The sequence below is a fragment of the Kangiella sp. genome (assembly GCF_014762745.1).
In the GTDB taxonomy this organism is placed as follows: domain Bacteria; phylum Pseudomonadota; class Gammaproteobacteria; order Enterobacterales; family Kangiellaceae; genus Kangiella.
The window spans coordinates 1-21,013 of sequence record NZ_JABURJ010000050.1 but is presented as its reverse complement, the minus strand read 5'-3'; the positions used below and the strand labels follow the sequence as shown (position 1 = coordinate 21,013).

The window sequence follows — 21,013 nt, the reverse complement described above, 5'->3', positions numbered from 1 at the left end:
TCAAACCTGATATGTCTTTTACCGCACAAGACTCCAGCTATATGGCACGGGCCATTCAATTGGCTCGTAAAGGCTGGTTTACGACCCGAACCAATCCTAGGGTGGGCTGTGTTCTGGTAAAAGACGGGCAAATCATTGGCGCAGGCTGGCATGAAAAACCGGGTTTTGCCCACGCCGAAATCAACGCGCTCCAGCAAGCTGGCGATGCCACAAAAGGTGCTACCGCCTATGTGACTTTGGAGCCTTGCGCTCATTATGGCAAAACCGGTCCCTGCGCCGAAGCTCTGGTCAAGGCTGGAGTGGTACGAGTGGTTGCAGCCATGCTGGATCCGAACCCATTGGTGGCTGGCAAAGGTATGCAGATTCTGGCTGATGCAGGAATCAAGGTTGAGCATGGCCTGATGCAGTCAGAAGCCGAAAAACTGAATCCTGGTTTTATAAAACGCATGACCAAAGGTCTGCCCAGAGTGGTGGCTAAGGTTGCTGTAAGTCTTGATGGGCGGACCGCCATGGCAAGCGGTGAAAGTCAATGGATTACCGGGGCGGCAGCTCGACGTGATGTGCAGCGCTTACGAGCTGAATCAGGCGCCATTATTACTGGCTCGGGTACTGTGGTTATTGATAACCCTTCCATGAATGTTCGCGAACAGGCCTATACCGCTAACCCTCATTTTGTCCAGCCCTTAAGAGTCATCATAGATTCACAAAATCTTGTCGAACCGGATGCAAACATATTCGCTAACGAAGGTGCTTGCTGGTTGATTACCGGCAATGTATCGACCAAAGACTATCCCGCCAATGTTGAGCAGAAACAAGTTGCCTTATTGCCAGGAAAGAATGGTGTCAGTCACCATAAAGTAGATTTAAAGGTTTTGCTGACCATACTGGCGGACGCTGGAATCAATGATGTGTTGATTGAAGCTGGCAGTGGTCTGGTGGGTGCTTTTGCAGAGCAGGGGCTGATTGATGAGCTGGCGGTGTATATGGCACCAAAACTGATGGGCAGTGCCGCCAGGCCAATGATGCAATTACCATTTGAAACCATGCAGCAGAATATCGAACTGTCGCTGAGTGATGTTCGGCAGATAGGCGATGATTTGCGCCTAACCTATCATTTTAAAAAGGTTTAGTTATGTTTACCGGAATTATTGAAGCTACTGGTTATATTGCCGCCATTGAGCCCAAGGGTGATGATGCGCGTTACCGTTTTCAGACGGGTAAATTGGATTTGTCCGACGTAGAGCTGGGCGACAGCATTGCCTGCAATGGTGTCTGCCTGACTGTGATCGAGAAATACCAGGACGGCTTTGCAGCGGATGTGTCGGTAGAAACCATTAAAGTCACCTGCTTTGCTCATTACAAGGAGCATCAGCCGGTCAATTTCGAAAAGGCGATGCTGCCAACGACCCGTTTCGGCGGTCACATGGTCAGTGGCCATGTGGATGGTATTGGCGAAGTAGTGGCGATTGAAGATGCCGGACGTTCAATTCAGTACACCATTCGAGCACCAAAAGACGTGTTACACTATATCGCCATTAAAGGCTCGATTACGGTTGATGGCACCAGCTTGACCGTCAACCAATTGAACGAGGATTGTTTTTTCCTCAATCTGGTCCCACATACACTGCAAGAAACCATTGCAGACAGTTATCAGGTGGGAACCAGGGTCAATCTGGAGATTGACCTCATTGCTCGATATTTAGAGCGCTTGATGCAGACTGGAGCTGTTAAACCTCAATAAGTGTGAGAACTATGCAATTAAATAGCATCGAAGAAATTATTGAAGATATCCGTCAGGGCAAAATGGTCATTCTGATGGATGACGAAGATCGTGAGAATGAAGGCGATTTGGTGATGGCCGCCACTCAGGTACGCCCGGAAGATATTAATTTTATGGCGCGTTATGGCCGTGGACTAATCTGTTTGCCGATGACGCGCGAACGCTGTGAGCAGTTGAACTTGCCGCTGATGTCGCAACAGAATGGTGCGCGCTTTAGCACCAACTTTACGGTGTCCATTGAAGCCGCCGAGGGTGTTTCGACAGGAATCTCTGCTGCTGATCGTGCGCGTACCGTACAAATGGCGGTAGCGCCGAATGCAAAACCATCGGACATCGTACAGCCGGGTCATATCTTCCCGATTATGGCGAAACCCGGTGGCGTTCTGAATCGTGCCGGTCACACTGAGGCAAGCTGTGATTTAGCGCGCCTGGCAGGTTTTGAGCCAGCCGCAGTGATTGTTGAAATTCTAAATGAAGATGGCACTATGGCGCGTCGTCCTGACTTGGAAAAGTTCGCTGAGGAACATAATCTGAAAATCGGTACCATTGCCGATCTGATTGAATACCGTTCTACTAAAGAGAAAACTGTGGAAAAGGTGAGTGAGTGTCATTGGCCAACTGAGCATGGTGAATTCCGTTTGCACACCTACCGTGACACCATTGATGGGCAGGTGCATTTTGCTTTAGTTAAAGGCAACCCAAAGAATGATACTTCAACGTTAGTACGTGTTCACTTAACCGATAGCTTAGGCGATTTGCTTGAAGCGCAGCGTGGCAGAAAGCCGGGTTGGGGCTTGAGTAAAGCGATTGAGCGTATCGCTAAAGAAGGTGAAGGCGTTGTGGTCGTGCTGGCCAATAAAGAATCAAGCGAAGAGGTTCTTAATCGGATTCGTCGTTTTGAGCAGGAAGATAAGGGTGAGACTTTGACTCAGGAACAAAAGCGTCAGAAAAAACGCACTGTTGGTATCGGTTCTCAGATCCTCGCTGATTTAGGCGTACATAAAATGCGCTTACTCAGTTCAGGTAGCCAATATACTGGTTTGGCGGGTTATGGTCTGGAAATTGTTGAGAACATAGCACCGGAACAATAAAGTCAGAACAGTAAATTATTGAGAGAGTCTGAAAAAAATCCCGCCAATTGGCGGGATTTTTTTAGCTTTCAATAATTACTTTTTAATATCTCTGTCGTAGCTCAGTCTCTTGGCCGCATCCAGAGTCAACATCTGCATAAAGGCTTTTGTTTCTGAGTCAGAGCCAGTTGGCGTGTTGCCATTACTACCAAAGACATTGGTCGGAACCTGACGTTTGGCAAAGGCATCTGCCCATAATTTTTGAATTTCTATCTCAGCTTCAAGCTTCTGCGCCAAGGCATTATCAGCTTCAAGAATCACTTTTTTCTGATAAGCTTCGGCATCAGCCAGTGTCCGTTTAGTTTCTGCTTCAATGCGCGCTTTTCCCAACTGGATTTCGGCCGTAACCTTTTGAATTTCTGCCTGTTCCTTAAACTTCTGTGCTTCTGTTAAAGCTAATTGTTTTTCCGTCTCTGCATCTGTGGTTTTCTGAATCTGATTCACTTTAGCTTCGGCCTGGCGTTCGGCCACCTCGCGCTCACCACGAGCAATGGCAAGCAGGCGCTGCTCTTCTTCCTGAATACGCTGTTCGCGGGCAATGGCACGATCAGCAGATGCTTTTTGCTTTAACTGCATACGATCAATAAAGCGTGAGTTGGGACGCATATCAGTAACACGCGCATCAACTACCTGTACTCCAAAGCCGGTGAATTTTTGTTTCTTGCGTAGTGGAATACCGTTCTCATCTAAGCGCTTTTTGACTTCAAAAGAGATTTTGATTTCATCATCGTATTCTTTCTGATCTTTGCCTAGCGTTGCGTTGGCGGAAGATAGTCGCTCTTTCTGAAGCGTTTCACGACGTTCCTCGCGACGAACAATATAAATGCCATTAGCCATCTGGTTTTCGAATTCGGTATTGAACTCGGTACGACCGCCTGAGTAGTAATCTTCTGCGCTCATCAAGGAAGCGGTTGCTTGCAGGGTTTCCTTGAAAGCTGGAATGAGCGCTGTACGTAGGAAGTTGTCTGGCGTACGGTACTCATGAGCAAGATTCAGGAAGCCTTCCTGGTCGGTTGGGATCGAAAATCTAACGGTGGCCTGGGCATCAGCGTCGACCTGATCGAGGAACATGATGTTTAATGGTGGAAGACTGGCACTACCGCCCTGAGCAGACTCTAATTCTGCGCTGACATTATTATCATGGCCGCCCAGTACCGCCTGAACTGTTGTCGCACGTTTCCATGAATTCCAGCGACCAAAGAAGAAAAACTGGTAGCCAACATCGCTGACAGCGTGTTCATTCCCCAAAATTGTCCGTACGTGATAGACATAGCCCGGTTCTGCGTAAAACACTGAGTTGCGTAAGACGATGTAGAGCACAAAAACCACACCAGCACCAATCAGCAGTTTGCTATTTTTATAAAGGCTGGCAAATGAAAAGTTAGGTTTTGGAAGTTTCATTATTAGTATTCCTTATTACGATATATTCAATATATTTTTTATTGTGTCCTTGGTGCCATATAAAGCGTAGAACAGGCGTAATATATAGGATTCTTTAAGATAATCATACTCAAAGGGACCTATTCATATTACAATACGCGATAATTTTTCGTAATTTACAGTGTTATGAGCGACTTCAAGTTAGACTTTTCTGCAACACAATATCAGGGTGGCCGTATTGCTATTGTGCATGCCCGCTTTAATCTTCCGATCATTAATCAGATGATTAATGGCGCGAAAGAGCGTTTGCAGGAACTTAAAGTTCCGGCTGAGAATATTGAGTTATTTGATGTGGCGGGGGCTTATGAATTACCCTACGCAGTACAGCAGGTTGCCAAAACGGGCCAGTTTGACGCTGTAATTGCGATTGGCGTAGTGATTCGTGGTGACACGCCGCATTTTGATTATGTCTGCGCTGAGTCGAGTTCTGGCTTGATGCGCGCATCATTGGATAACGACATCCCGGTTATTTTCGGAATCTTAACGGTTAATACTGAAGCGCAGGCTGAAGAACGCGCTAACCCGGCAAAAATGAACAAGGGTGGCGAAGCCGCGGCAACAGCTGTCGAAATGATTAATTTAACTCGCGCACTAAAAGAGAAACGCTCATGAGTACAACCTTTAAACCCGCTGCGCGTCGCCGTGCAAGAGAATATGCTATCCAGGCAATTTATCAGTGGCAAATGACTGGCAATCCCTTGAATGAGATCGAAGCCCAGTATTTGACTACCATGAATGCTAAAAAAGTCGATACGGTTTACTTTCAGGAGTTGTTTTCTGGCGTATTAACCAATCTTGATGAAATAGATACGGCATTGGCTCCAGCGCTGGAGAGAGACATCGAAGGTATCGATCCGATTGAGCGCGCTATTATTCGCCTATCAGCATTTGAATTGAAAAAGCGTATCGATGTTCCTAAAAAAGTGGTTATCAACGAGGGTATTGAGCTGGCGAAAACCTTTGGTGCTACCGACGGCCATAAATTTGTGAACGGTGTGCTCGATAAAATCAGCAAAGATTTACGTCCACACGAATAAAACAAAAAAGTCTTATCATGAAAGAGTTTGAGCTGATCAAGGAGTTTTTCAGTTTTAGCCAATCTAAATCAGGCGCAGTGATCGAAGGAGTAGGTGATGACTGTGCTGTGCTTTCCATTCCTGACAAACGCCAACTGGTCACCTCCGTCGACACGCTGGTTGAGGGTGTTCATTTTTTTTCAGACATTAATCCGGCCGACATCGCCTATAAATCGCTAGCAGTCAATGTGAGTGATCTGGCGGCGATGGGTGCTAAACCGTTGGGTTTTACTTTGGCGATTGCTTTACCGAAAGTAGAAGAAGATTGGCTTAAAGCTTTTAGTGACGGTTTACAGCAAGCGAGCACAGCATTTGATATTCCACTGATTGGTGGTGATACCACCAAGGGCCCATTAACCATTACCATCAATGTGCTCGGTACGGTAAAAACTGACAGAGCCTTGCTACGAAAATCTGCTCAGCTGGATGATGATATCTGGGTCACCGGTTATCTGGGTGATGCTGCCGCAGCTTTAGGTCTGCATGGCAAAGCACAGTCGCGACAGCTCAATAATGCGGAGCATTATTTATGGCAACAATTGTTGCGTCCAAAACCGCCAATAGTCTTTGCTAAAAAACTGGCCAAGCTGGCGCATGCTGCCATTGATGTTTCCGATGGCCTATTGGTAGATCTTGGGCATATTCTTGAACAGAGTCATTGCTCAGCCAAAATCAAAGTTTCGTCATTACCTTTATCTGAGCAGTTAACTGAATTTGCAGGATTGGAAGGTGCGCGTGAGTTTGCACTGAATGGTGGCGATGACTACGAATTATGCTTTACCGCCAAACCCAGTATGCGCAACAAGATCCTCAATCTGGCAGAAGACCTTAACATCAATGTCCATCGTATCGGTTCGATAACGGCTGGCGAAGAAGCTGAAATTCAATTGATGCTGGATGGCAAGCCTTACAAACCAAAGCGCCAGGGCTGGCAACATTTCTCCGAATAAATTAATAGTGAACTTATCATGTCATTGAGCCAAACAGTCTTTAAAAATCCTATTCACTTCCTCGCCTTTGGTTTTGGCTCAGGACTGCTACCAAAAGCCCCCGGAACCTGGGGAACCTTGGTGGCTATCCCACTCTGGTATGGTTTGTCATTGTTAAGCCTTCCCTGGTATATCGCAGCAACTATACTGTTAAGCATTCTCGGTATCGGCATTTGTCATTACAGCGCCAAGAAACTTGGAGTGCATGATCATCCAGGCATCGTCTGGGACGAGTTTTGCGGCTATTTTGTAACCATGATCGCAGCACCAACAGGTTGGATCTGGCCGATTGTAGGCTTCATCCTGTTTCGCATCTTCGACATCATCAAACCCTGGCCGATCAAATGGCTCGACAAAAAAGTCCACGGTGGCTTCGGCATTATGATTGACGATTTGTTGGCCGGTATTTTTGCGTGGGTGGTGTTGCAGGGGCTAGTGTTGATCACTATTTAACTGTCGGAAGGCAAGTTGCACACAGAGTCTAGAGCCCTCTAACTCTAACAATTCTCTTTAGAGAAATAATTATTAAAAGTTGAACCAAGATACTAACTTTGAGATTTATTTTAGATTATAATTTCTCTCTTTTCTAAAAAGGGAGAATTATATGCAAAATAGAGAGAGGGTTACCTTAGGTATCCATAGCAATGTGGCAGGGAATGCGAATGGTTTCACCTCTGGTCATGCGTGGATAACGGTGACTCGTGGCAGTCAAGTCACCGCTTATGGGCTGTGGCCTGATGAGCATCCAAGAACAGTGGATAACGGTGATCAAACCGATATTCGTGTTGGTTTAGAGGGAACAAGATTTCCCAAAGCAAGTCGCTTCTATCAATTAACATCTCTGCAAACCTTAAAGTTAGAGCAAGCATTAAAAAGAAATGTTACTTGGCGTTACACCAATACTTGCGCCTCATGGGCAAGCGAACTTATTGAAGAAGTTGTAGGAGTTGATATTGATGCAGATGACTGGGCTGGTTTTGAAACGCCTAGAGAGCTAGGTGAGCATATTCTTGAGTTAGAGTCTGAGCGGCCAACCTCAAGAACTAATCCTACATTGTACCGGCCTAGAGGGAGTAGTTTGAGATGAATAAATATTTACTAATGGTTTGTGTTTTTTTATGGGGGTGTAGCATGGAGGTAAATGGCATGGTCTATTCGATAAGCGATGTTAGTAATATTAAGTATGAAATGAGTCAAAACCAATTAGAGCTTGAGTATCAAATACCTCTTGAAACTTTATATTATTCACCCGGTATCAATTACATATTATCAAACGATGGTGAGTTGGAAATTGAAGTCGTTAGATGTGGCATAAAGGAAGAGTGTGATGTTGCTGCCAAAGCAGAGCAGGGAGATGTGAATACAGTGGTTATTAAGTTATCCGAACCAATTGATATAAATAAGGTGTTGATAAAGGATAGTAAGGAAAAAGTTAAGTTATCTGAGTTCGCTGGTAGCTGAAGAAATAAAACATAGGTTGGGTAGAACATGTAGCCTAAAGTCTATATGTTAGTTGATGTTGGGTTACACCAAGAGGCTAACCCAACCTATAAAAACTTAATAAAACTACAAGCTCTTAATAATATCGTCTGCTGTTAAGCCAATTCTTTTCAATAATTCTTTAGTGTCACCGTGTTCAACGAAGCGATCGGGAATGCCTAAGTTTTTAACTTTGATTTGAATGTTGTTATTCAATAGGAATTCATTGATGGCTGAGCCTGCGCCGCCCATGATGGCGTTTTCTTCAATGGTGATGAATTGATCATGGGTTTCGGCTAATTGTCTGATTAACTCTTCATCCAATGGTTTAACGAAGCGCATGTCGGCGACGGTGGCGTGGATTTGCTCGGCGGCTTCCATGGCGGTTTGCACCATTGAGCCGAAGGCTAGTATGGCCACTTTTTCTCCGCGACGTTTGATGCTGCTCTTACCAATCGGGAATGGGGTAAACGTTTGCTCTGGCTCTATGCCGCTACCCATACCGCGCGGATAACGCACGGCTGCTGGACCCTCGTACAAATAGCCAGTATATAAACATTGGCGACATTCGTTTTCATCGCTCGGTGTCATGATGACTATGTTTGGAATGCAGCGCAGATAGCTTAGATCGAAGGCGCCGTTATGAGTGGCGCCATCGCCACCGACTAATCCGCCACGATCTATGGCAAACAATACATCAAGATTCTGTAGTGCAACGTCATGGATCAGCTGATCGTAGCCGCGCTGCAAGAAAGTTGAGTAAATGGCACAAACCGGTTTTAATCCTTCACAAGCCAAACCAGCAGAGACTGTCACTGCATGCTGTTCAGCAATGCCGACATCATAATAACGCTCAGGAAACTCGCGTGAGAAGCGAATCAGATCGGAACCTTCACGCATGGCTGGCGTGATGCCGACCACGCGTTCATCTTTAGTGGCGATATCACACAGAAAATCACCAAAGATGTTGGAATAGGTTTTGGGTTTTTTGCCTTTCGGCAGACTGTTATCTTTTGGATCAAAAATCGGTACGCCGTGATAGGCAATCGGATCATTTTCCGCTGGCTCATAGCCCTTACCCTTGCGGGTAACGATGTGTAAAAACTGCGGACCTTGTAGCTCTTTAATATTGTTCAGAGTATTTAATAGAGTAGGCAGATCATGACCATCAATTGGGCCGTTATAATTAAAGCCTAACTCCTCGAACAAAGTGCCAGGCAAAACCATGCCTTTCATGTGCTCTTCAGCACGGCTGACAAAGTCAGACAGAGGTTTAATGTTGTGTAATGCTTTTTTGCCCGTTTCGCGGACGCGTTGATAAAAACGCCCAGCCAGTAACTTGGCAAGATATTTGTTTAAGCCACCAACGTTCTCTGAAATGGACATCTCATTGTCATTCAGAATAACCAGAATATTGGCATCGGTATCGGCTGCATGATTCATCGCCTCGAAAGCCATACCACCTGTCAGTGCACCATCACCAATGACTGCTACACAGTGGCGATCTTCGCCCTGTTGTTTGGCTGCCAGCGCCATCCCCAGGGCAGCGCTGATTGAGGTGCTGGAGTGGCCGACTGCGAAAGTATCGTATTCAGACTCGGTACGCACCGGGAAAGGATGTAAGCCATCGGTTTGGCGAATAGTCTGTAGTTGATCACGGCGACCAGTCAGAACCTTGTGCGGATAAGCCTGATGGCCCACGTCCCAGACAATGCGATCGTCTGGCGTATTAAACATATAGTGCAGGGCTACGGTGAGTTCAACCGTTCCTAAACCTGCCGCAAAGTGACCGCCACACTGGCTAATCGTATCTATGAGGTACTGACGTAGCTCGTCGGCAACTTCGTTCAGTTGCGACTTTTCCAACTGCCTGAGGTCAACAGGTGAGTCAATATGCATTAATAATGGGTATTTTTCAGAGCTCATAGGGTTTTGCGGCAATTAAGCGTTACGATTGACTATATAATTCGCCAACTCGGCGAGGGACTCGGTATTGTACGGCAACTTAGCCAGTGCTTGTAGGGATAAATCCAATAAATCGGCTAATTTTTGCTTGGAACCATCGAGGCCAAGCAGGGCGGGATAGGTGTTTTTATCCTTGGCCAGATCAGAGCCCTGCGGTTTACCGAGGGTGCTGGTGTCTGACTCAATATCCAGAATGTCGTCTTTAACCTGAAACGCCAGCCCAATCGCATCGGCATATTGCTCAAGAGCGCTTTGTTCCTGCTCATTCAGCTGGCCTGCACAGAGGGCACCCAATAGCACACTAGCTTTGATCAGCGCACCGGTTTTCATGCGGTGCATCTGTTCCAGCGTCGCCAAGTCTATCATCTTTGATGTGGATTCCAGGTCAATGGCCTGACCCCCGCCCATGCCTAATGAGCCACTGGCGCGCGCCAGCAGTTGAATCATCTGTAGCTGTTGAGGCTTGGCTTTGCCCGAAAACGGATGGCTGGCCAGCTCTTCAAAAGCCTGAGTATGCAGCGCATCACCGGCCAGAATAGCCGTTGCTTCGTCAAACTGAATATGACAGGTCGGTTTGCCACGGCGTAAATCATCATCATCCATCGCTGGCAGGTCGTCATGTACCAGCGAATAGCAGTGGATCAGCTCGACCGCCAGCGCTGGGCTGTCTAAATCGGTAAGTTCGGCACCAAGCGCCTGTCCGGTCATATAAACCAGCGTCGGACGAATGCGTTTACCGCCGTTAAGCGCACCGTAGCGCATGGCCTGATGTAAGCTTTGTGGACTATTGTTATCGCTTGGCAGACGTGTAGTTAATAGCTGATAAATCCGGTCTTGCCAGCGTTCAAGTTGTTGAGAAATGGTCATTGAGGCTAGAAATTATTGGTCGTCTACTTCGAAGGCCTGTTCTTGATTCTCCATCAGAATCGTCACCTTCTGCTCTGCTTCAGCGAGTAGCTGTTGGCATTGACGGGAGAGCTTAACGCCTTTTTCAAAAACCTTAAGAGCTTCATCGAGGGGCAGTTCGCCGCCTTCTAGCTGCTCAACAATGGTCTCCAGTTGCTGTAACTGGCTTTCAAAGTTAACACTGGTGGCTTTTTTGGCTGTAGACGCTTTTTTCTCAGGCATAAGTGTTTAGTCGAAGTTTGGATGTGGAAACTGGCCTTATTGTCCTATATTGGTCTACAAAAGGAAAGCGCTAGCCCAAGTCGCTAAAGGCTGAGGCGTTTCAGTAAAAAAAGTCGCACTCGGCAGGCTCAAGTGTCGCATTAGCTTGTAAATATCGCTAAAATCCCCACCTATCCTAGACATTTACTTAATTCGCGCAATATTGCGCCTAATGGCAGATTCATGAGTTCAGCGACTGACAAGACTAAAGACAATGGTTCGGCTAATGCTACGAGCAATGCGGAAAAAGTCACTCCGACCAATTTTATTCGTAACAAGATCAACGAAGATATTGCCAACAATAAAAATGAAGGGCGAGTGCATACGCGTTTTCCACCCGAGCCAAATGGCTATCTGCACGTGGGCCATGCCAAATCCATTTGCCTGAATTTCGGTATCGCGCGTGACTATGACGCGCCCTGTAATTTGCGTTTTGACGACACCAATCCAGAAAAAGAAAGCGAAGAATTTGCCAAAGCGATTCAGGAAGATGTGCACTGGCTTGGCTTTGAATGGGAAGGCGAAGTGCGCCATGCTTCGGATTATTTTGATCAGTTGTATGCTTTTGCAGAAGAATTGATTCAAAAAGGCAAGGCTTATGTGGATGAGCAACCTGCCGATAAAATTGCTGAAAATCGCGGCAATTTCCAGACGCCTGGCACAGAAAGCCCGTATCGTAATCGTCCGGTTGAAGAAAGCCTGGACATGTTCCATCGCATGAAAGCTGGCGAGTTTGCCGATGGACAAATGGTGTTGCGTGCCAAAATTGATATGTCGCATCCGAACATGTTGATGCGTGATCCGGTTCTGTACCGCATCAAGCGCTTCCATCATATTCGCACTGGCGACAAGTGGTGCATTTATCCAATGTACGACTTTACCCACTGTATTTCGGATGCGCTGGAAGGCATTACTCATTCTTTGTGTACCTTGGAATTTGAAGTGAATCGTCCGCTCTATGACTGGGTACTGGATAACATCACCATTGATTGTCATCCGCAACAGATTGAGTTTTCACGCCTGAACCTTGCGTACACCATCACTTCGAAGCGTAAGCTGACCCAGTTAGTTGAAGAGAAACGCGTAGATGGCTGGGATGATCCGCGGATGCCTACCATTTCAGGTATGCGTCGTCGTGGCTATACCCCTGCATCAATTCGTAACTTCTGCGATGCGATTGGAATCAGTAAGGTCAATAGTGTGACCGACATGACGTTGCTGGAAGATAATGTGCGTGATGATCTGGATAAATCTACTGAGCGCCGTATGGCGGTGCTCGATCCGATCAAGGTCATTATTACCAACTATCCAGAAGATAAAGAAGAAATCCTGACCGGTAACAACCATCCGAAGTTCGAAGAAATGGGTACTCGTGAGTTACCATTTAGCCGCGAAGTTTATATTGATCGTGCGGATTATCGCGAAAGTGCTAATAAAAAATATAAGCGTCTGGTCAAAGGTGGCGAAGTTCGTCTGCGTAATGCCTATGTAATTAAAGCCAACGAAGCGATTCTGGATGAAAATGGTGAAGTTAAGGAGCTGCACTGTACTTATGACCCAGATACTTTAGGCAAAAATCCAGAAGGTCGCAAAGTGCGTGGTGTGATTCACTGGGTTTCTGCTAAACACGGCAAGAAAGCGACAATTCGTCTGTATGATCGCCTGTTCAATGTACCTAATCCTGGCGCGATGGATAACTTCCTCGAGGCGCTAAACCCAGACTCGCTGGAAGTGATTACAGCGATGGTGGAACCAAGTCTTGCTCAGGCAAAGCCGGAAGATCGTTTCCAGTTTGAGCGCGAAGGTTATTTCACGGCAGATCGTTATGAGTTTTCGGAAGATAATCTGGTCTTTAATCGCACGGTAACCTTGCGCGATTCCTGGTCGGATAAAGAAGCGAACTCTTAGTTTAACTGACATAAAGTCCACAAAATAAAAAGGCCAATCTTTCGATTGGCCTTAACTCTTTTAGGGGGACTAGTTCTGAGGGTTCTGATATCTAAGAGCTAGGTCTAAAAGCTTGTCTAAAAAGTAACATTCCATGAACTAACAATGACAACTTATCTGTTAAGTTTGTCAGCCAGTATGCAAAAAAGTTCAAAATATTTGCCAAAAGATCCATGGAACTATCATAAATAACTGTTAATCTAATGATAACCGTTTGATTTCTACAGGATTTAGTGATGAAAACCCTATTTAAATGGAGTCTTAGACTGATTATTGCCGTAGTCGTACTGTTTATTGTGGCGGCTGTGGCGTTAATGATTTTCTTCAATAGTGATCAGCTCAAAACAACCTTAACCAAGCAGGTTAAAGAAAAGACCGGCGCAGAACTGGTGATTGAACAGGATTTAAGCTTAACCTTCTTTCCGTGGCTGGCGATTGAAACCGGCGGCATTAGTTTATCCCAACCGCCATTATTCCCAGACCAGAATCCCGCGCTGACCATTGACGCGGTATCTGCCAGTATCAAGTTGATGCCTTTGTTTAGCGGTGATATTGAAGTTGGCGCCGTATCAGTGAGTGACGCCACTTTGAATATGACTCAGGGGCCACAGGGTAAATCGAATTTACAGGCTTTTACCGAAGCCTTGCAAAAAGCAGAATCAGAATCCACCGAGCAGGAAGCAAGTGCAGAAAGCAAAACAATGGAGCTCAGTCTGCAGAAGCTGGAACTCAACAATTTTACCGTCAATCAATTCGATGCAAATAACAAGCTCAGTCAAAGCCTTACTTTAGAGCAGCTCATGATCGAGGACTTCCGTCCGGGAGAGTTCCGTCCAGTGACTGCCAGCGGCAAGATTGCCAGTGAAGTGAATAAGCCTGTTATGAAGTGGGCTGTGGCGGGTGACTTAAAGGTCAGTTCTGACTTTAAGCAAATTGATTTACAGAAAATGGAAGCCACTGTTGATAATGTTTCAAGCAGCGTTCAATCGGTTGGCTTAAAGGGACTATTGTCAGTTTCTCAGGCCAATCAATCTACACAAATTGAGCATAAAGGCACCGTCACTTTTGATAATCAGTCCGCTCAGCTAACAGTTTCTGCTGGCCTGGGTAGGCTAAACGATATTAAAGTCAGTGTTTCAGCAGATAGCTTGACCCTGGATCAATTTATGGCAACCAGTGGGGAAAAAGAGACCAAAGCTCAAGCGGAAGCTGATTTATCACCAGTGGCGGACTTTCTCAAGCAGTCTCGCATTCAGGGTGACCTGACGATTGGTAGCCTCAACCTGAAAAATACCCAGTTCACTCAGGTATCAGCAAAGCTCTATAACAAAGGAGCAACTTTGCACCTTGACCCTTTCAAGGCGCAGGCATTCCAGGGCAATCTGGCAACTACCGCCAGTGTTGACTTTGCCAGCAAGCCATTGGCATTGGCTATTCAGCCTGACTTAAACAATATCCAGATTGGAGATTTGCTAGCGGCATTCTTTGACTTTGAGCGGCTATCAGGACTCGGAGCACTGGATCTGGACATGAAAACCAAAGGTGCCGACGTTAAACAGATGTTGCAGAATCTTAATGGAACCGGCCATATCAACCTGTCAGATGGGGCCCTGATGGGGATTGATATCGAAAAGCTGATTACTTCCGGTTTAAGTCTACAGAGCCTGAATAAAGAAAATTACAGCGGCAAAACCGTATTTGCTGGCTTAAAAGGCGACCTGAAAGCTAACAATGGGGTGATTGACCTGTCCAATTTTGCCATTAACTCACCAGTGTTTGATCTGGTGGGCAAGGCTATGACCGATGCCAATAAAGAAAGTATCGGTGGTAGTTTCCAGCTAGTCCTAAAAGGTGCTTTGAAGGAGCAGGTCGAAGCTAAATATCCTAAATTAAAGGATAAGAAGCTACCTTTTGAACTGAAAGGCACCTGGGCTGAGCCGAAGGCCAATATTGATTATGAAGCCATTTTAAAAGCGGAGTATCAGGGAAAAATTGATGAGAAAAAAGAAGAGCTGGAAGACAAAGTCAAAGATGAGCTGGAGGATAAGCTCGGTGACTTTCTGAAAAAGAAACGTTAGTAATCAATAGTGTCACTATCGTCACTTTATGCGCCCTCATTTGAGGGCGTTTTGTTAAATGATTTAAAAGCAACTAAACCCTTTGCCAATGAAAGGCATCAAAAAGGTGTATTAACAAATAATGAGGGTTAACAATGAAAACATTAGTCTACACAGGTGCCATAGTCGCTTTATCAGTTTTTGGTGCAGCTGCTCAGGCAGAAGAAAGCAAAAGCTTTTCACAAACTTATGATTTCAGTGCTACCGGCTCTGTCTCGGTAGAAAATATAAACGGCAGCATTGATATCAGTGGTTGGGACAAAGATGAGATCGCGCTGGAGTATGTTATTACAGCGGACAACCAGAAAGATCTGGAGCGTATCGAAGTCATCATTGACCATAGCGAAAAAGATTTTGATGTCGAAGTTGATTTTAAAAGCAGAGGCATGTTTAGCTGGGGTGGTGGTTCCGGTGAAGTTGATTTTGTCTTGAAAGTACCCAATAAAGCCAAGCTAAATTCAATTGACTCAGTCAATGGCGCTATAACCATTAAGGATATGCGCAGTGATGTTCAGGCCGATGCAGTTAACGGAAAAATCACCATTGAAGGTTCATCCGGTGATGTATCTGCCGATACAGTCAACGGCAAAATCGTTATTCGTATGAACCGTTTAGGCTCCTCGCAAAGAGTGAGCGCTGATAGCGTAAATGGTGATATCACACTGTTCGCTCCTGCCGATGCTTCTTTCAAGTTGTCCTCAGAAACCCTAAATGGCGACCTGAGTAATGAATTCGGTATTGAAGTGGATGAAGGTGAGTATGTTGGGGCTGAAATGAACGGTACCTACAATGGTGGTGGCGCTAACTTGTCATTTGATACGGTTAATGGCGATATCGAGCTTCGTAAGAATTAATCGATAAACTACAAAGTGAAAGAGTTGAACACCCCTTAGTCATCGTTTGAGACTAGATTGGCGGATTCTAATATTGAATCCGCTTTTTTGTGGCTGTTGTTTATGGTTTAAAAAGTAGCACTGTATCAGCCGAAATGATTTTTAATCTTAAGTCCCACTGATCGGCCATCCATTGAAAGGTTTGATCCGAGTAGAAGCTGACATGGGTTGGGTCATTTTTGTAATGCCAGCGCGCAAAGGCATCTTTATCAATCCAGCGTTTGGTCATGACGCCGAGAATACCTCCGGGTTTGAGCATTTGCATGAGCAGCGGGATGGTCTCAGAAGGTTGATGTAGGTGCTCGAAGACTTCGGTACTGGTGATAAAGTCGTAGCTTCGCTCGAGCAGGTCTGGCAGGTTGGCATAGAAGGGATCATAGTTCTCCATTGAAAAGCCGCGTTCAGACATCATTATGGATAGGGTAGGGCCTGGCCCGCAGCCAAAATCAAGGCCCTGAGCCTGCTCTGGCAGGTATTTGGTCAATGGATTTAATAATCGACAGAGGAACTGTCGGTAGCCTTGATCATCCGGAGAGTTTTGATGGAGATCGTATTGAGACTTCTCCTCAGTGGCTGATAACAGCTGATGTTTGGGTACAAACACCAGGTCACAAACCTGACACTGCAAGTAATCCCGCTGTTTGTCGGTATGAAAGTGCAAAGTTTGGTGGTTCAGGCAAAGAGGGCAAGTCATCGGCAATCTTTTACGTTAAAATAGCGCAAACACGAAAAGTATCATTTTAATGGCATTAGTTACATTACAACAAGTCGAAGTCAGTTATGGCGGTCCCGCCTTACTCAACAAAGTCGATTTCAGCATTGAACCCGGTGAACGGGTCTGTCTTATCGGGCGCAATGGCGTGGGTAAATCAACGCTACTCAAAGTTATCAACCGCGAGATTGTTCCGGATGATGGTGATATCCGTTTTGTACAGGGCATTAAAGTCGCAAAGCTCACCCAGGAAGTTCCATCAGGCACCAGCGGTAGCGTGTTTGATGTTGTGGCAGAAGGTCTGGGTGAAGCCGGGGCGCTGATTAAAGAATTTCACCATTTAACCCAATCCACCGACGATGCATCAATGCAGAAGTTGGCACGAGTGCAGGAAAAGATCGAAGAGATTAACGGCTGGGCGATGGATCAGAAAGTCGAGACGGTGATTAACCGATTAAGTCTAGATGCTGAAAAATCTTTTGATGAATTGTCGGGCGGTATGAAAAGACGGGTCCTGTTGGCCAAAGCTCTGGTGGAGCAGCCTGATATTTTGTTGCTGGATGAGCCGACTAACCATTTGGATGTCGAGTCTATTGAATGGTTGGAAAATTTCCTCAAAGCCTACGAAGGCAGTTTGCTGTTTATTACCCATGACCGTCGCTTCCTGAAAAACCTGGCTACTCGAATTGTTGAAGTTGATCGTGGGCAATTAACTTCATGGCCAGGAGATTATGAAAACTTTTTGCGTAGAAAGGCAGAGCAGTTAGCCGCTGAAGAAAAGCAAAATCAGGACTTTGATAAAAAGCTGGCTCAGGAAGAAGTGTGGATTCGTCAGGGCATAAAAGCGCGCCGGACCCGTAACGAAGGTCGTGTCAGAAGGTTGGAGGCAGCCAGAAAAGAGCGCGCCGAACGCCGTAACCTGATTGGCAATGTGAAAATGCAGGCTCAGGATGTGGAAGCGTCTGGCAAAAAGGTTATCGAAGCCAAAAACATTCATCATGGCTACGAAGGGCGAACTTTAGTTGAGGACTTTTCGACCTTGATCATGCGCGGTGATCGAATCGGTATTATTGGCCCCAACGGTGTCGGTAAAACGACCCTGATTAATATTTTGCTGGGTGAGTTAAAGCCAGATCGTGGTGAGGTGAAGCTAGGCACTAAATTAGAAATTGCCTACTTTGATCAGCATCGTGCTCAGTTGGATGAAAAGCAATCTGCGATGGACAATGTGTCGGGTGGCAAAGACTTGATGACTATTAATGGTCAGCCGCGTCATGTTATCAGTTACTTGCAGGATTTCTTATTTACTCCTGAGCGCGCACGCGCACCGATTACCGCATTGTCGGGAGGTGAACGAAATCGACTGTTGCTGGCCAAAATATTAGCCAAGCCTTCGAACCTGTTAATTCTGGATGAGCCAACCAATGATCTGGATATCGAAACTTTAGAGCTGCTCGAAGAAATGCTGGATAACTATCCGGGTACATTAATGTTGGTCTCACACGATCGTGATTTTTTGAATAATGTGGTGACCAGCACAATTGCCTTTGAAGGAAATGGTATTGTTAAAGAGTACGTAGGCGGTTATGACGATTGGTTACGACAAAAGCCGGCGGACAAAACAGCTTCGTCAGGTAATAAGCTGGCTCAGGAAAAACAGAAAGATTCTGCTCAAGACGCAAAGCCTGTTCAGAAGAATCAAAAGAAAACGAAGAAGTTAAGTTACAAGGATCAGCTTGAACTGGATAAGTTACCCGAAGTATTGGCTGAGCTTGAACAGAAAATTGAAGAGATTCATGCTCAAATGAGCGATCCTGAATTTTATCAGCAGGATGGCGATAAGATTGCTCAGACTAAAGAGGCGTTGGAGCAGCTAGAAGCAGAACTGGAGCAGAAGTTTGAGCGTTGGGAAGCGCTGGAAGCAATGAAGAACGGCATCTAAAGCTGTCGTAAAAAAGTAGTTACAAGTGAATTGAGGTGTTGTATGTCACAAGATGATTTTGAGCTTTTTAAAAAAGAGTTGTCCGATGTTCAGCGCCTGGAAAATGATCGTGTCAATTTGCATCAGTCGAAAGAAGGGCCAAGCATAGCTCAGCAGGCGCGACGCGAAGCCGCACTGGGACGCAAGCCCAATGTGGACCCTAATTATTTAAGCACTGACTTTGTTGAGCCGGTTTTGCCGAACGATTGGCTCGAATATAAAAAAGATGGTGTTCAGGAAGGGGTTTATAAGAAGTTGCGACTGGGTAAGTATCCGATTGATGCACATATTGATTTACATCGTCGCAGCGTTAAGGAAGCACGCGATGATGTGTTCTATTTTATCAATGGCAGTTTGAAGCGTGGCAAGCGGACGGTCCTGATAACTCATGGCAAAGGTGAGCGCAGTCATCCGCAGGCGGTACTCAAAAGCCATGTTAATCATTGGTTGAAACAGCATGAGTCTGTTCTAGCTTTTCACTCGGCTCAAAAGCAGCATGGTGGCCTGGGCTCGGTTTATGTTTTGTTGAAGAAAAATGATGAAGAAAAACAAATTAACCGAGAGTTATTTAATAAGGGTTTTGGCAAGAAACTGTAATCAAGCCAGGAGCTTGGTTGCAGCAAGGCGAGGACAATAATATGGACAAACATTCTGATAATAAAGATTTGATTGAGCTTGAGGCTGAGCATGAAGAGCCGTCCAGCGCCAACAAGGATACCTGGGACAGAACCAGAGAGTTAGTTTTATTGCAAGTCAAATTAGGTATAGACGCTATTCGCGATTTCGTATTAATGCCGGTAGCACTTTTTTGTTATATTTTGGACTTCGGTGAGCGAGATAAAGACCAGCCAAGCTATTGGGATCGGTTAATGGCCTGGGGACGTCGCAGCGATCACCATATTAATTTATTCAAACATCGTCGTTCATACAAAAAGGGTTATATGACGATTGACGATGCAGTAAATATCGTCGAAGAGACTATACGCAAGGAAGTGAAAAATGGGGAATATTCTGAGCAGGTGGTTAACAAGGTTAAAGAAAAGTTTAAAAACCGCAGTAACCACTAAATTCATAATCCCAACACAAGGATTTTGTATGTATGTTAACAAGTGGCCAGCGCTTATCGGCTGTCTAGTCTTGTGCCTTAGTCACGTATCCATTGCTGCCAATGATCTGCCTTTTGCAGAGCAGGAACTCAAAGATCCGGATACCTTTGTCACCATTACCATTGAGAATGATCTGTTTGCCGGCGAGGATGGCGGTTACACCAATGGATTTGGCTATAGCTGGGGGCGTGGGCCTTATCAGACATTAGAGGAAACCAATAGTCCTGAGTGGTTACAGTCTATGGCTCAAGTGTTTGGTGTGCATGATGATGCGGAACACTTCAATGCTGCGACCTATAGTATCTTTCAAGGGATACAAACTCCTGCCGATATTACCAATCCTAATTTTGAGCCCAATGATTTACCTTACGCCGGTATTCTCGGCTGGCGTGGTACGATCCATTCCTGGACCGAAGATAGAGCGGATCAGTTTAACCTGGTACTGGGTATGGTTGGCCCCGCTTCATTGGCAGAGCAGTCACAGAAAGTGGTGCATAAAATTACCGGTTCTGACGAGCCCATGGGCTGGGATTACCAGTTACATAATGAGCCTGTTTTTGCTCTACAGGCGCGACGCAGCTGGCGTCATGAAATCAGCAATGGCGATGGTCATGGTCTTGATTTTATCGGCATTCTGGAAGCCAGTGGCGGGAACTATACTTCTTATGTCGCAGGAACCTATATGGTGCGCTGGGGATTAAATCTAGCTCGAACGCATGCCTCTATCAGCGTGTTACCTGGGCGCGGCATTAATCCTTTGGCAGGCACCAATTCTGAAGAGTATTACGTCTTTTTCGGTGTTCAGCCGCGCTATGTCTTCAATGATATTTTTGTCGACGGCAACACCTTCCGAGATAGCCCATCGGTTACCATCAAGAACGAAAGACTGATCTACTCAACTGGTTTTGTCTGGAACTGGAAAGACTGGGGGCTGTTGTTTTCGATAGCCGAAACCACCAGCACCTTTGAGGAACGAAAGGGCAATGCCCGGTTTGGGTCTTTGAGTATTAGTTATCGACTATAGGCTCTACTTTTAAAAGTCATATTTTGTACTTTGATATAGCTCTAGAATTATTTAATGGTACTAATTCAATATTAAGAAAATTATTTTTTTCGCCTTTCTGCGAGTTCCTTTTCTTTGCTTGTCCAAAGAAAAGGAACCAAAAGAAAAGACACTGTAATGTCAAGAACATGGGTAACAGTTTAGTCCAAATACATGGGTTACACTTTC

The 21,013-nt window shown here is 45.7% G+C and carries 21 protein-coding genes; 16 read left to right on the top strand and 5 right to left on the bottom strand.

Features of this window, described 5'->3' with window-relative positions; all coding sequences use genetic code 11:
- The first annotated feature begins 11 nt into the window (after positions 1–11).
- The 3 genes from ribD to ribBA are packed head-to-tail and all read left to right on the top strand — an operon-like array spanning position 12 to position 2,871.
- The gene (gene ribD / locus HUJ19_RS03375; protein ID WP_290622276.1) at positions 12–1,130 is read left to right on the top strand and encodes a bifunctional diaminohydroxyphosphoribosylaminopyrimidine deaminase/5-amino-6-(5-phosphoribosylamino)uracil reductase RibD; all 1,119 of its coding nucleotides are present in this window, start codon (positions 12–14) and stop codon (positions 1,128–1,130) included.
- A 2-nt stretch (positions 1,131–1,132) separates the two neighbouring features.
- Entirely contained in the window at positions 1,133–1,741 is a 609-nt protein-coding gene (locus HUJ19_RS03370) for a riboflavin synthase (protein WP_290622275.1), read from the top strand.
- An 11-nt stretch (positions 1,742–1,752) separates the two neighbouring features.
- Complete coding sequence (gene ribBA / locus HUJ19_RS03365) at positions 1,753–2,871, top strand: bifunctional 3,4-dihydroxy-2-butanone-4-phosphate synthase/GTP cyclohydrolase II (RefSeq protein WP_290622274.1); 1,119 nt, start codon at positions 1,753–1,755, stop codon at positions 2,869–2,871.
- Positions 2,872–2,946: 75 nt separating this feature from the next.
- On the opposite strand, the gene HUJ19_RS03360 is transcribed toward ribBA, so the two are convergent.
- Positions 2,947–4,311, bottom strand: a complete 1,365-nt coding sequence (locus HUJ19_RS03360) for an SPFH domain-containing protein (RefSeq protein ID WP_290622273.1) — start codon at positions 4,309–4,311, stop codon at positions 2,947–2,949.
- 165 nt (positions 4,312–4,476) lie between these two features.
- On the opposite strand from HUJ19_RS03360, the gene ribH reads away from it, so the two are divergent.
- From ribH to HUJ19_RS03330, 6 genes are all read left to right on the top strand, one after another.
- Positions 4,477–4,962 (top strand): 6,7-dimethyl-8-ribityllumazine synthase, encoded by a 486-nt coding sequence (gene ribH / locus HUJ19_RS03355; RefSeq protein ID WP_290622272.1) that lies wholly within the window; start codon positions 4,477–4,479, stop codon positions 4,960–4,962.
- Positions 4,959–5,387, top strand: a complete 429-nt coding sequence (nusB, locus tag HUJ19_RS03350; protein WP_290622271.1) for a transcription antitermination factor NusB — start codon at positions 4,959–4,961, stop codon at positions 5,385–5,387. Before ribH ends, nusB begins: the two co-directional genes overlap by 4 nt.
- A 17-nt stretch (positions 5,388–5,404) precedes the next feature.
- Complete coding sequence (gene thiL, locus HUJ19_RS03345; RefSeq protein ID WP_290622270.1) at positions 5,405–6,376, top strand: thiamine-phosphate kinase; 972 nt, start codon at positions 5,405–5,407, stop codon at positions 6,374–6,376.
- Between the two features lie 18 nt (positions 6,377–6,394).
- Entirely contained in the window at positions 6,395–6,868 is a 474-nt protein-coding gene (locus HUJ19_RS03340; RefSeq protein WP_290622269.1) for a phosphatidylglycerophosphatase A, read from the top strand.
- A 151-nt stretch (positions 6,869–7,019) separates the two neighbouring features.
- A complete protein-coding gene (locus HUJ19_RS03335) occupies positions 7,020–7,502 on the top strand; it encodes a hypothetical protein (RefSeq protein ID WP_290622268.1) in 483 nt (160 codons plus the stop codon).
- Positions 7,499–7,876: a hypothetical protein gene (locus HUJ19_RS03330; protein ID WP_290622267.1), complete on the top strand. Its 378-nt coding sequence runs from the start codon at positions 7,499–7,501 to the stop codon at positions 7,874–7,876. The genes HUJ19_RS03335 and HUJ19_RS03330 overlap by 4 nt, the downstream gene beginning before the upstream one ends.
- Positions 7,877–7,981: 105 nt before the next feature.
- Here the strand turns inward: HUJ19_RS03330 and dxs are convergent, their stop codons facing one another.
- From dxs to HUJ19_RS03315, 3 genes are read right to left on the bottom strand one after another with little or no spacing between them, the layout of a single operon-like run.
- The gene (gene dxs, locus HUJ19_RS03325) at positions 7,982–9,820 is read right to left on the bottom strand and encodes a 1-deoxy-D-xylulose-5-phosphate synthase (RefSeq protein WP_290622266.1); all 1,839 of its coding nucleotides are present in this window, start codon (positions 9,818–9,820) and stop codon (positions 7,982–7,984) included.
- A 15-nt stretch (positions 9,821–9,835) separates the two neighbouring features.
- The gene (gene ispA, locus HUJ19_RS03320) at positions 9,836–10,726 is read right to left on the bottom strand and encodes a (2E,6E)-farnesyl diphosphate synthase (protein WP_290622265.1); all 891 of its coding nucleotides are present in this window, start codon (positions 10,724–10,726) and stop codon (positions 9,836–9,838) included.
- A 12-nt stretch (positions 10,727–10,738) separates the two neighbouring features.
- The gene (locus tag HUJ19_RS03315) at positions 10,739–10,987 is read right to left on the bottom strand and encodes an exodeoxyribonuclease VII small subunit (protein ID WP_290622264.1); all 249 of its coding nucleotides are present in this window, start codon (positions 10,985–10,987) and stop codon (positions 10,739–10,741) included.
- 222 nt (positions 10,988–11,209) lie between these two features.
- On the opposite strand from HUJ19_RS03315, the gene HUJ19_RS03310 reads away from it, so the two are divergent.
- From HUJ19_RS03310 to HUJ19_RS03300, 3 genes are all read left to right on the top strand, one after another.
- Positions 11,210–12,934, top strand: coding sequence for a glutamine--tRNA ligase/YqeY domain fusion protein (locus HUJ19_RS03310; protein WP_290622263.1), 1,725 nt, complete (start codon positions 11,210–11,212; stop codon positions 12,932–12,934).
- A gap of 275 nt (positions 12,935–13,209) precedes the next feature.
- Complete coding sequence (locus tag HUJ19_RS03305; RefSeq protein WP_290622262.1) at positions 13,210–15,051, top strand: AsmA family protein; 1,842 nt, start codon at positions 13,210–13,212, stop codon at positions 15,049–15,051.
- A gap of 134 nt (positions 15,052–15,185) precedes the next feature.
- Positions 15,186–15,944, top strand: a complete 759-nt coding sequence (locus tag HUJ19_RS03300) for a DUF4097 family beta strand repeat-containing protein (RefSeq protein ID WP_290622261.1) — start codon at positions 15,186–15,188, stop codon at positions 15,942–15,944.
- 100 nt (positions 15,945–16,044) lie between these two features.
- Here HUJ19_RS03300 and HUJ19_RS03295 read toward each other — a convergent pair whose 3' ends face one another.
- Entirely contained in the window at positions 16,045–16,677 is a 633-nt protein-coding gene (locus tag HUJ19_RS03295; protein ID WP_290622260.1) for a class I SAM-dependent methyltransferase, read from the bottom strand.
- A gap of 49 nt (positions 16,678–16,726) precedes the next feature.
- Here HUJ19_RS03295 and HUJ19_RS03290 point away from each other — a divergent pair, with 49 nt between their 5' ends.
- The 4 genes from HUJ19_RS03290 to HUJ19_RS03275 are packed head-to-tail and all read left to right on the top strand — an operon-like array spanning position 16,727 to position 20,806.
- Complete coding sequence (locus HUJ19_RS03290; protein WP_290622259.1) at positions 16,727–18,637, top strand: ATP-binding cassette domain-containing protein; 1,911 nt, start codon at positions 16,727–16,729, stop codon at positions 18,635–18,637.
- A gap of 42 nt (positions 18,638–18,679) precedes the next feature.
- Positions 18,680–19,273, top strand: a complete 594-nt coding sequence (gene smrA, locus HUJ19_RS03285; protein WP_290622258.1) for a DNA endonuclease SmrA — start codon at positions 18,680–18,682, stop codon at positions 19,271–19,273.
- A 41-nt stretch (positions 19,274–19,314) separates the two neighbouring features.
- Positions 19,315–19,743 carry a hypothetical protein gene (locus HUJ19_RS03280; RefSeq protein ID WP_290622257.1) on the top strand — a complete coding sequence of 143 codons (429 nt, stop codon included), beginning with the start codon at positions 19,315–19,317 and terminating at the stop codon, positions 19,741–19,743.
- A 28-nt stretch (positions 19,744–19,771) separates the two neighbouring features.
- Positions 19,772–20,806 (top strand): lipid A deacylase LpxR family protein, encoded by a 1,035-nt coding sequence (locus HUJ19_RS03275; RefSeq protein ID WP_290622256.1) that lies wholly within the window; start codon positions 19,772–19,774, stop codon positions 20,804–20,806.
- Positions 20,807–21,013: the final 207 nt, after the last annotated feature.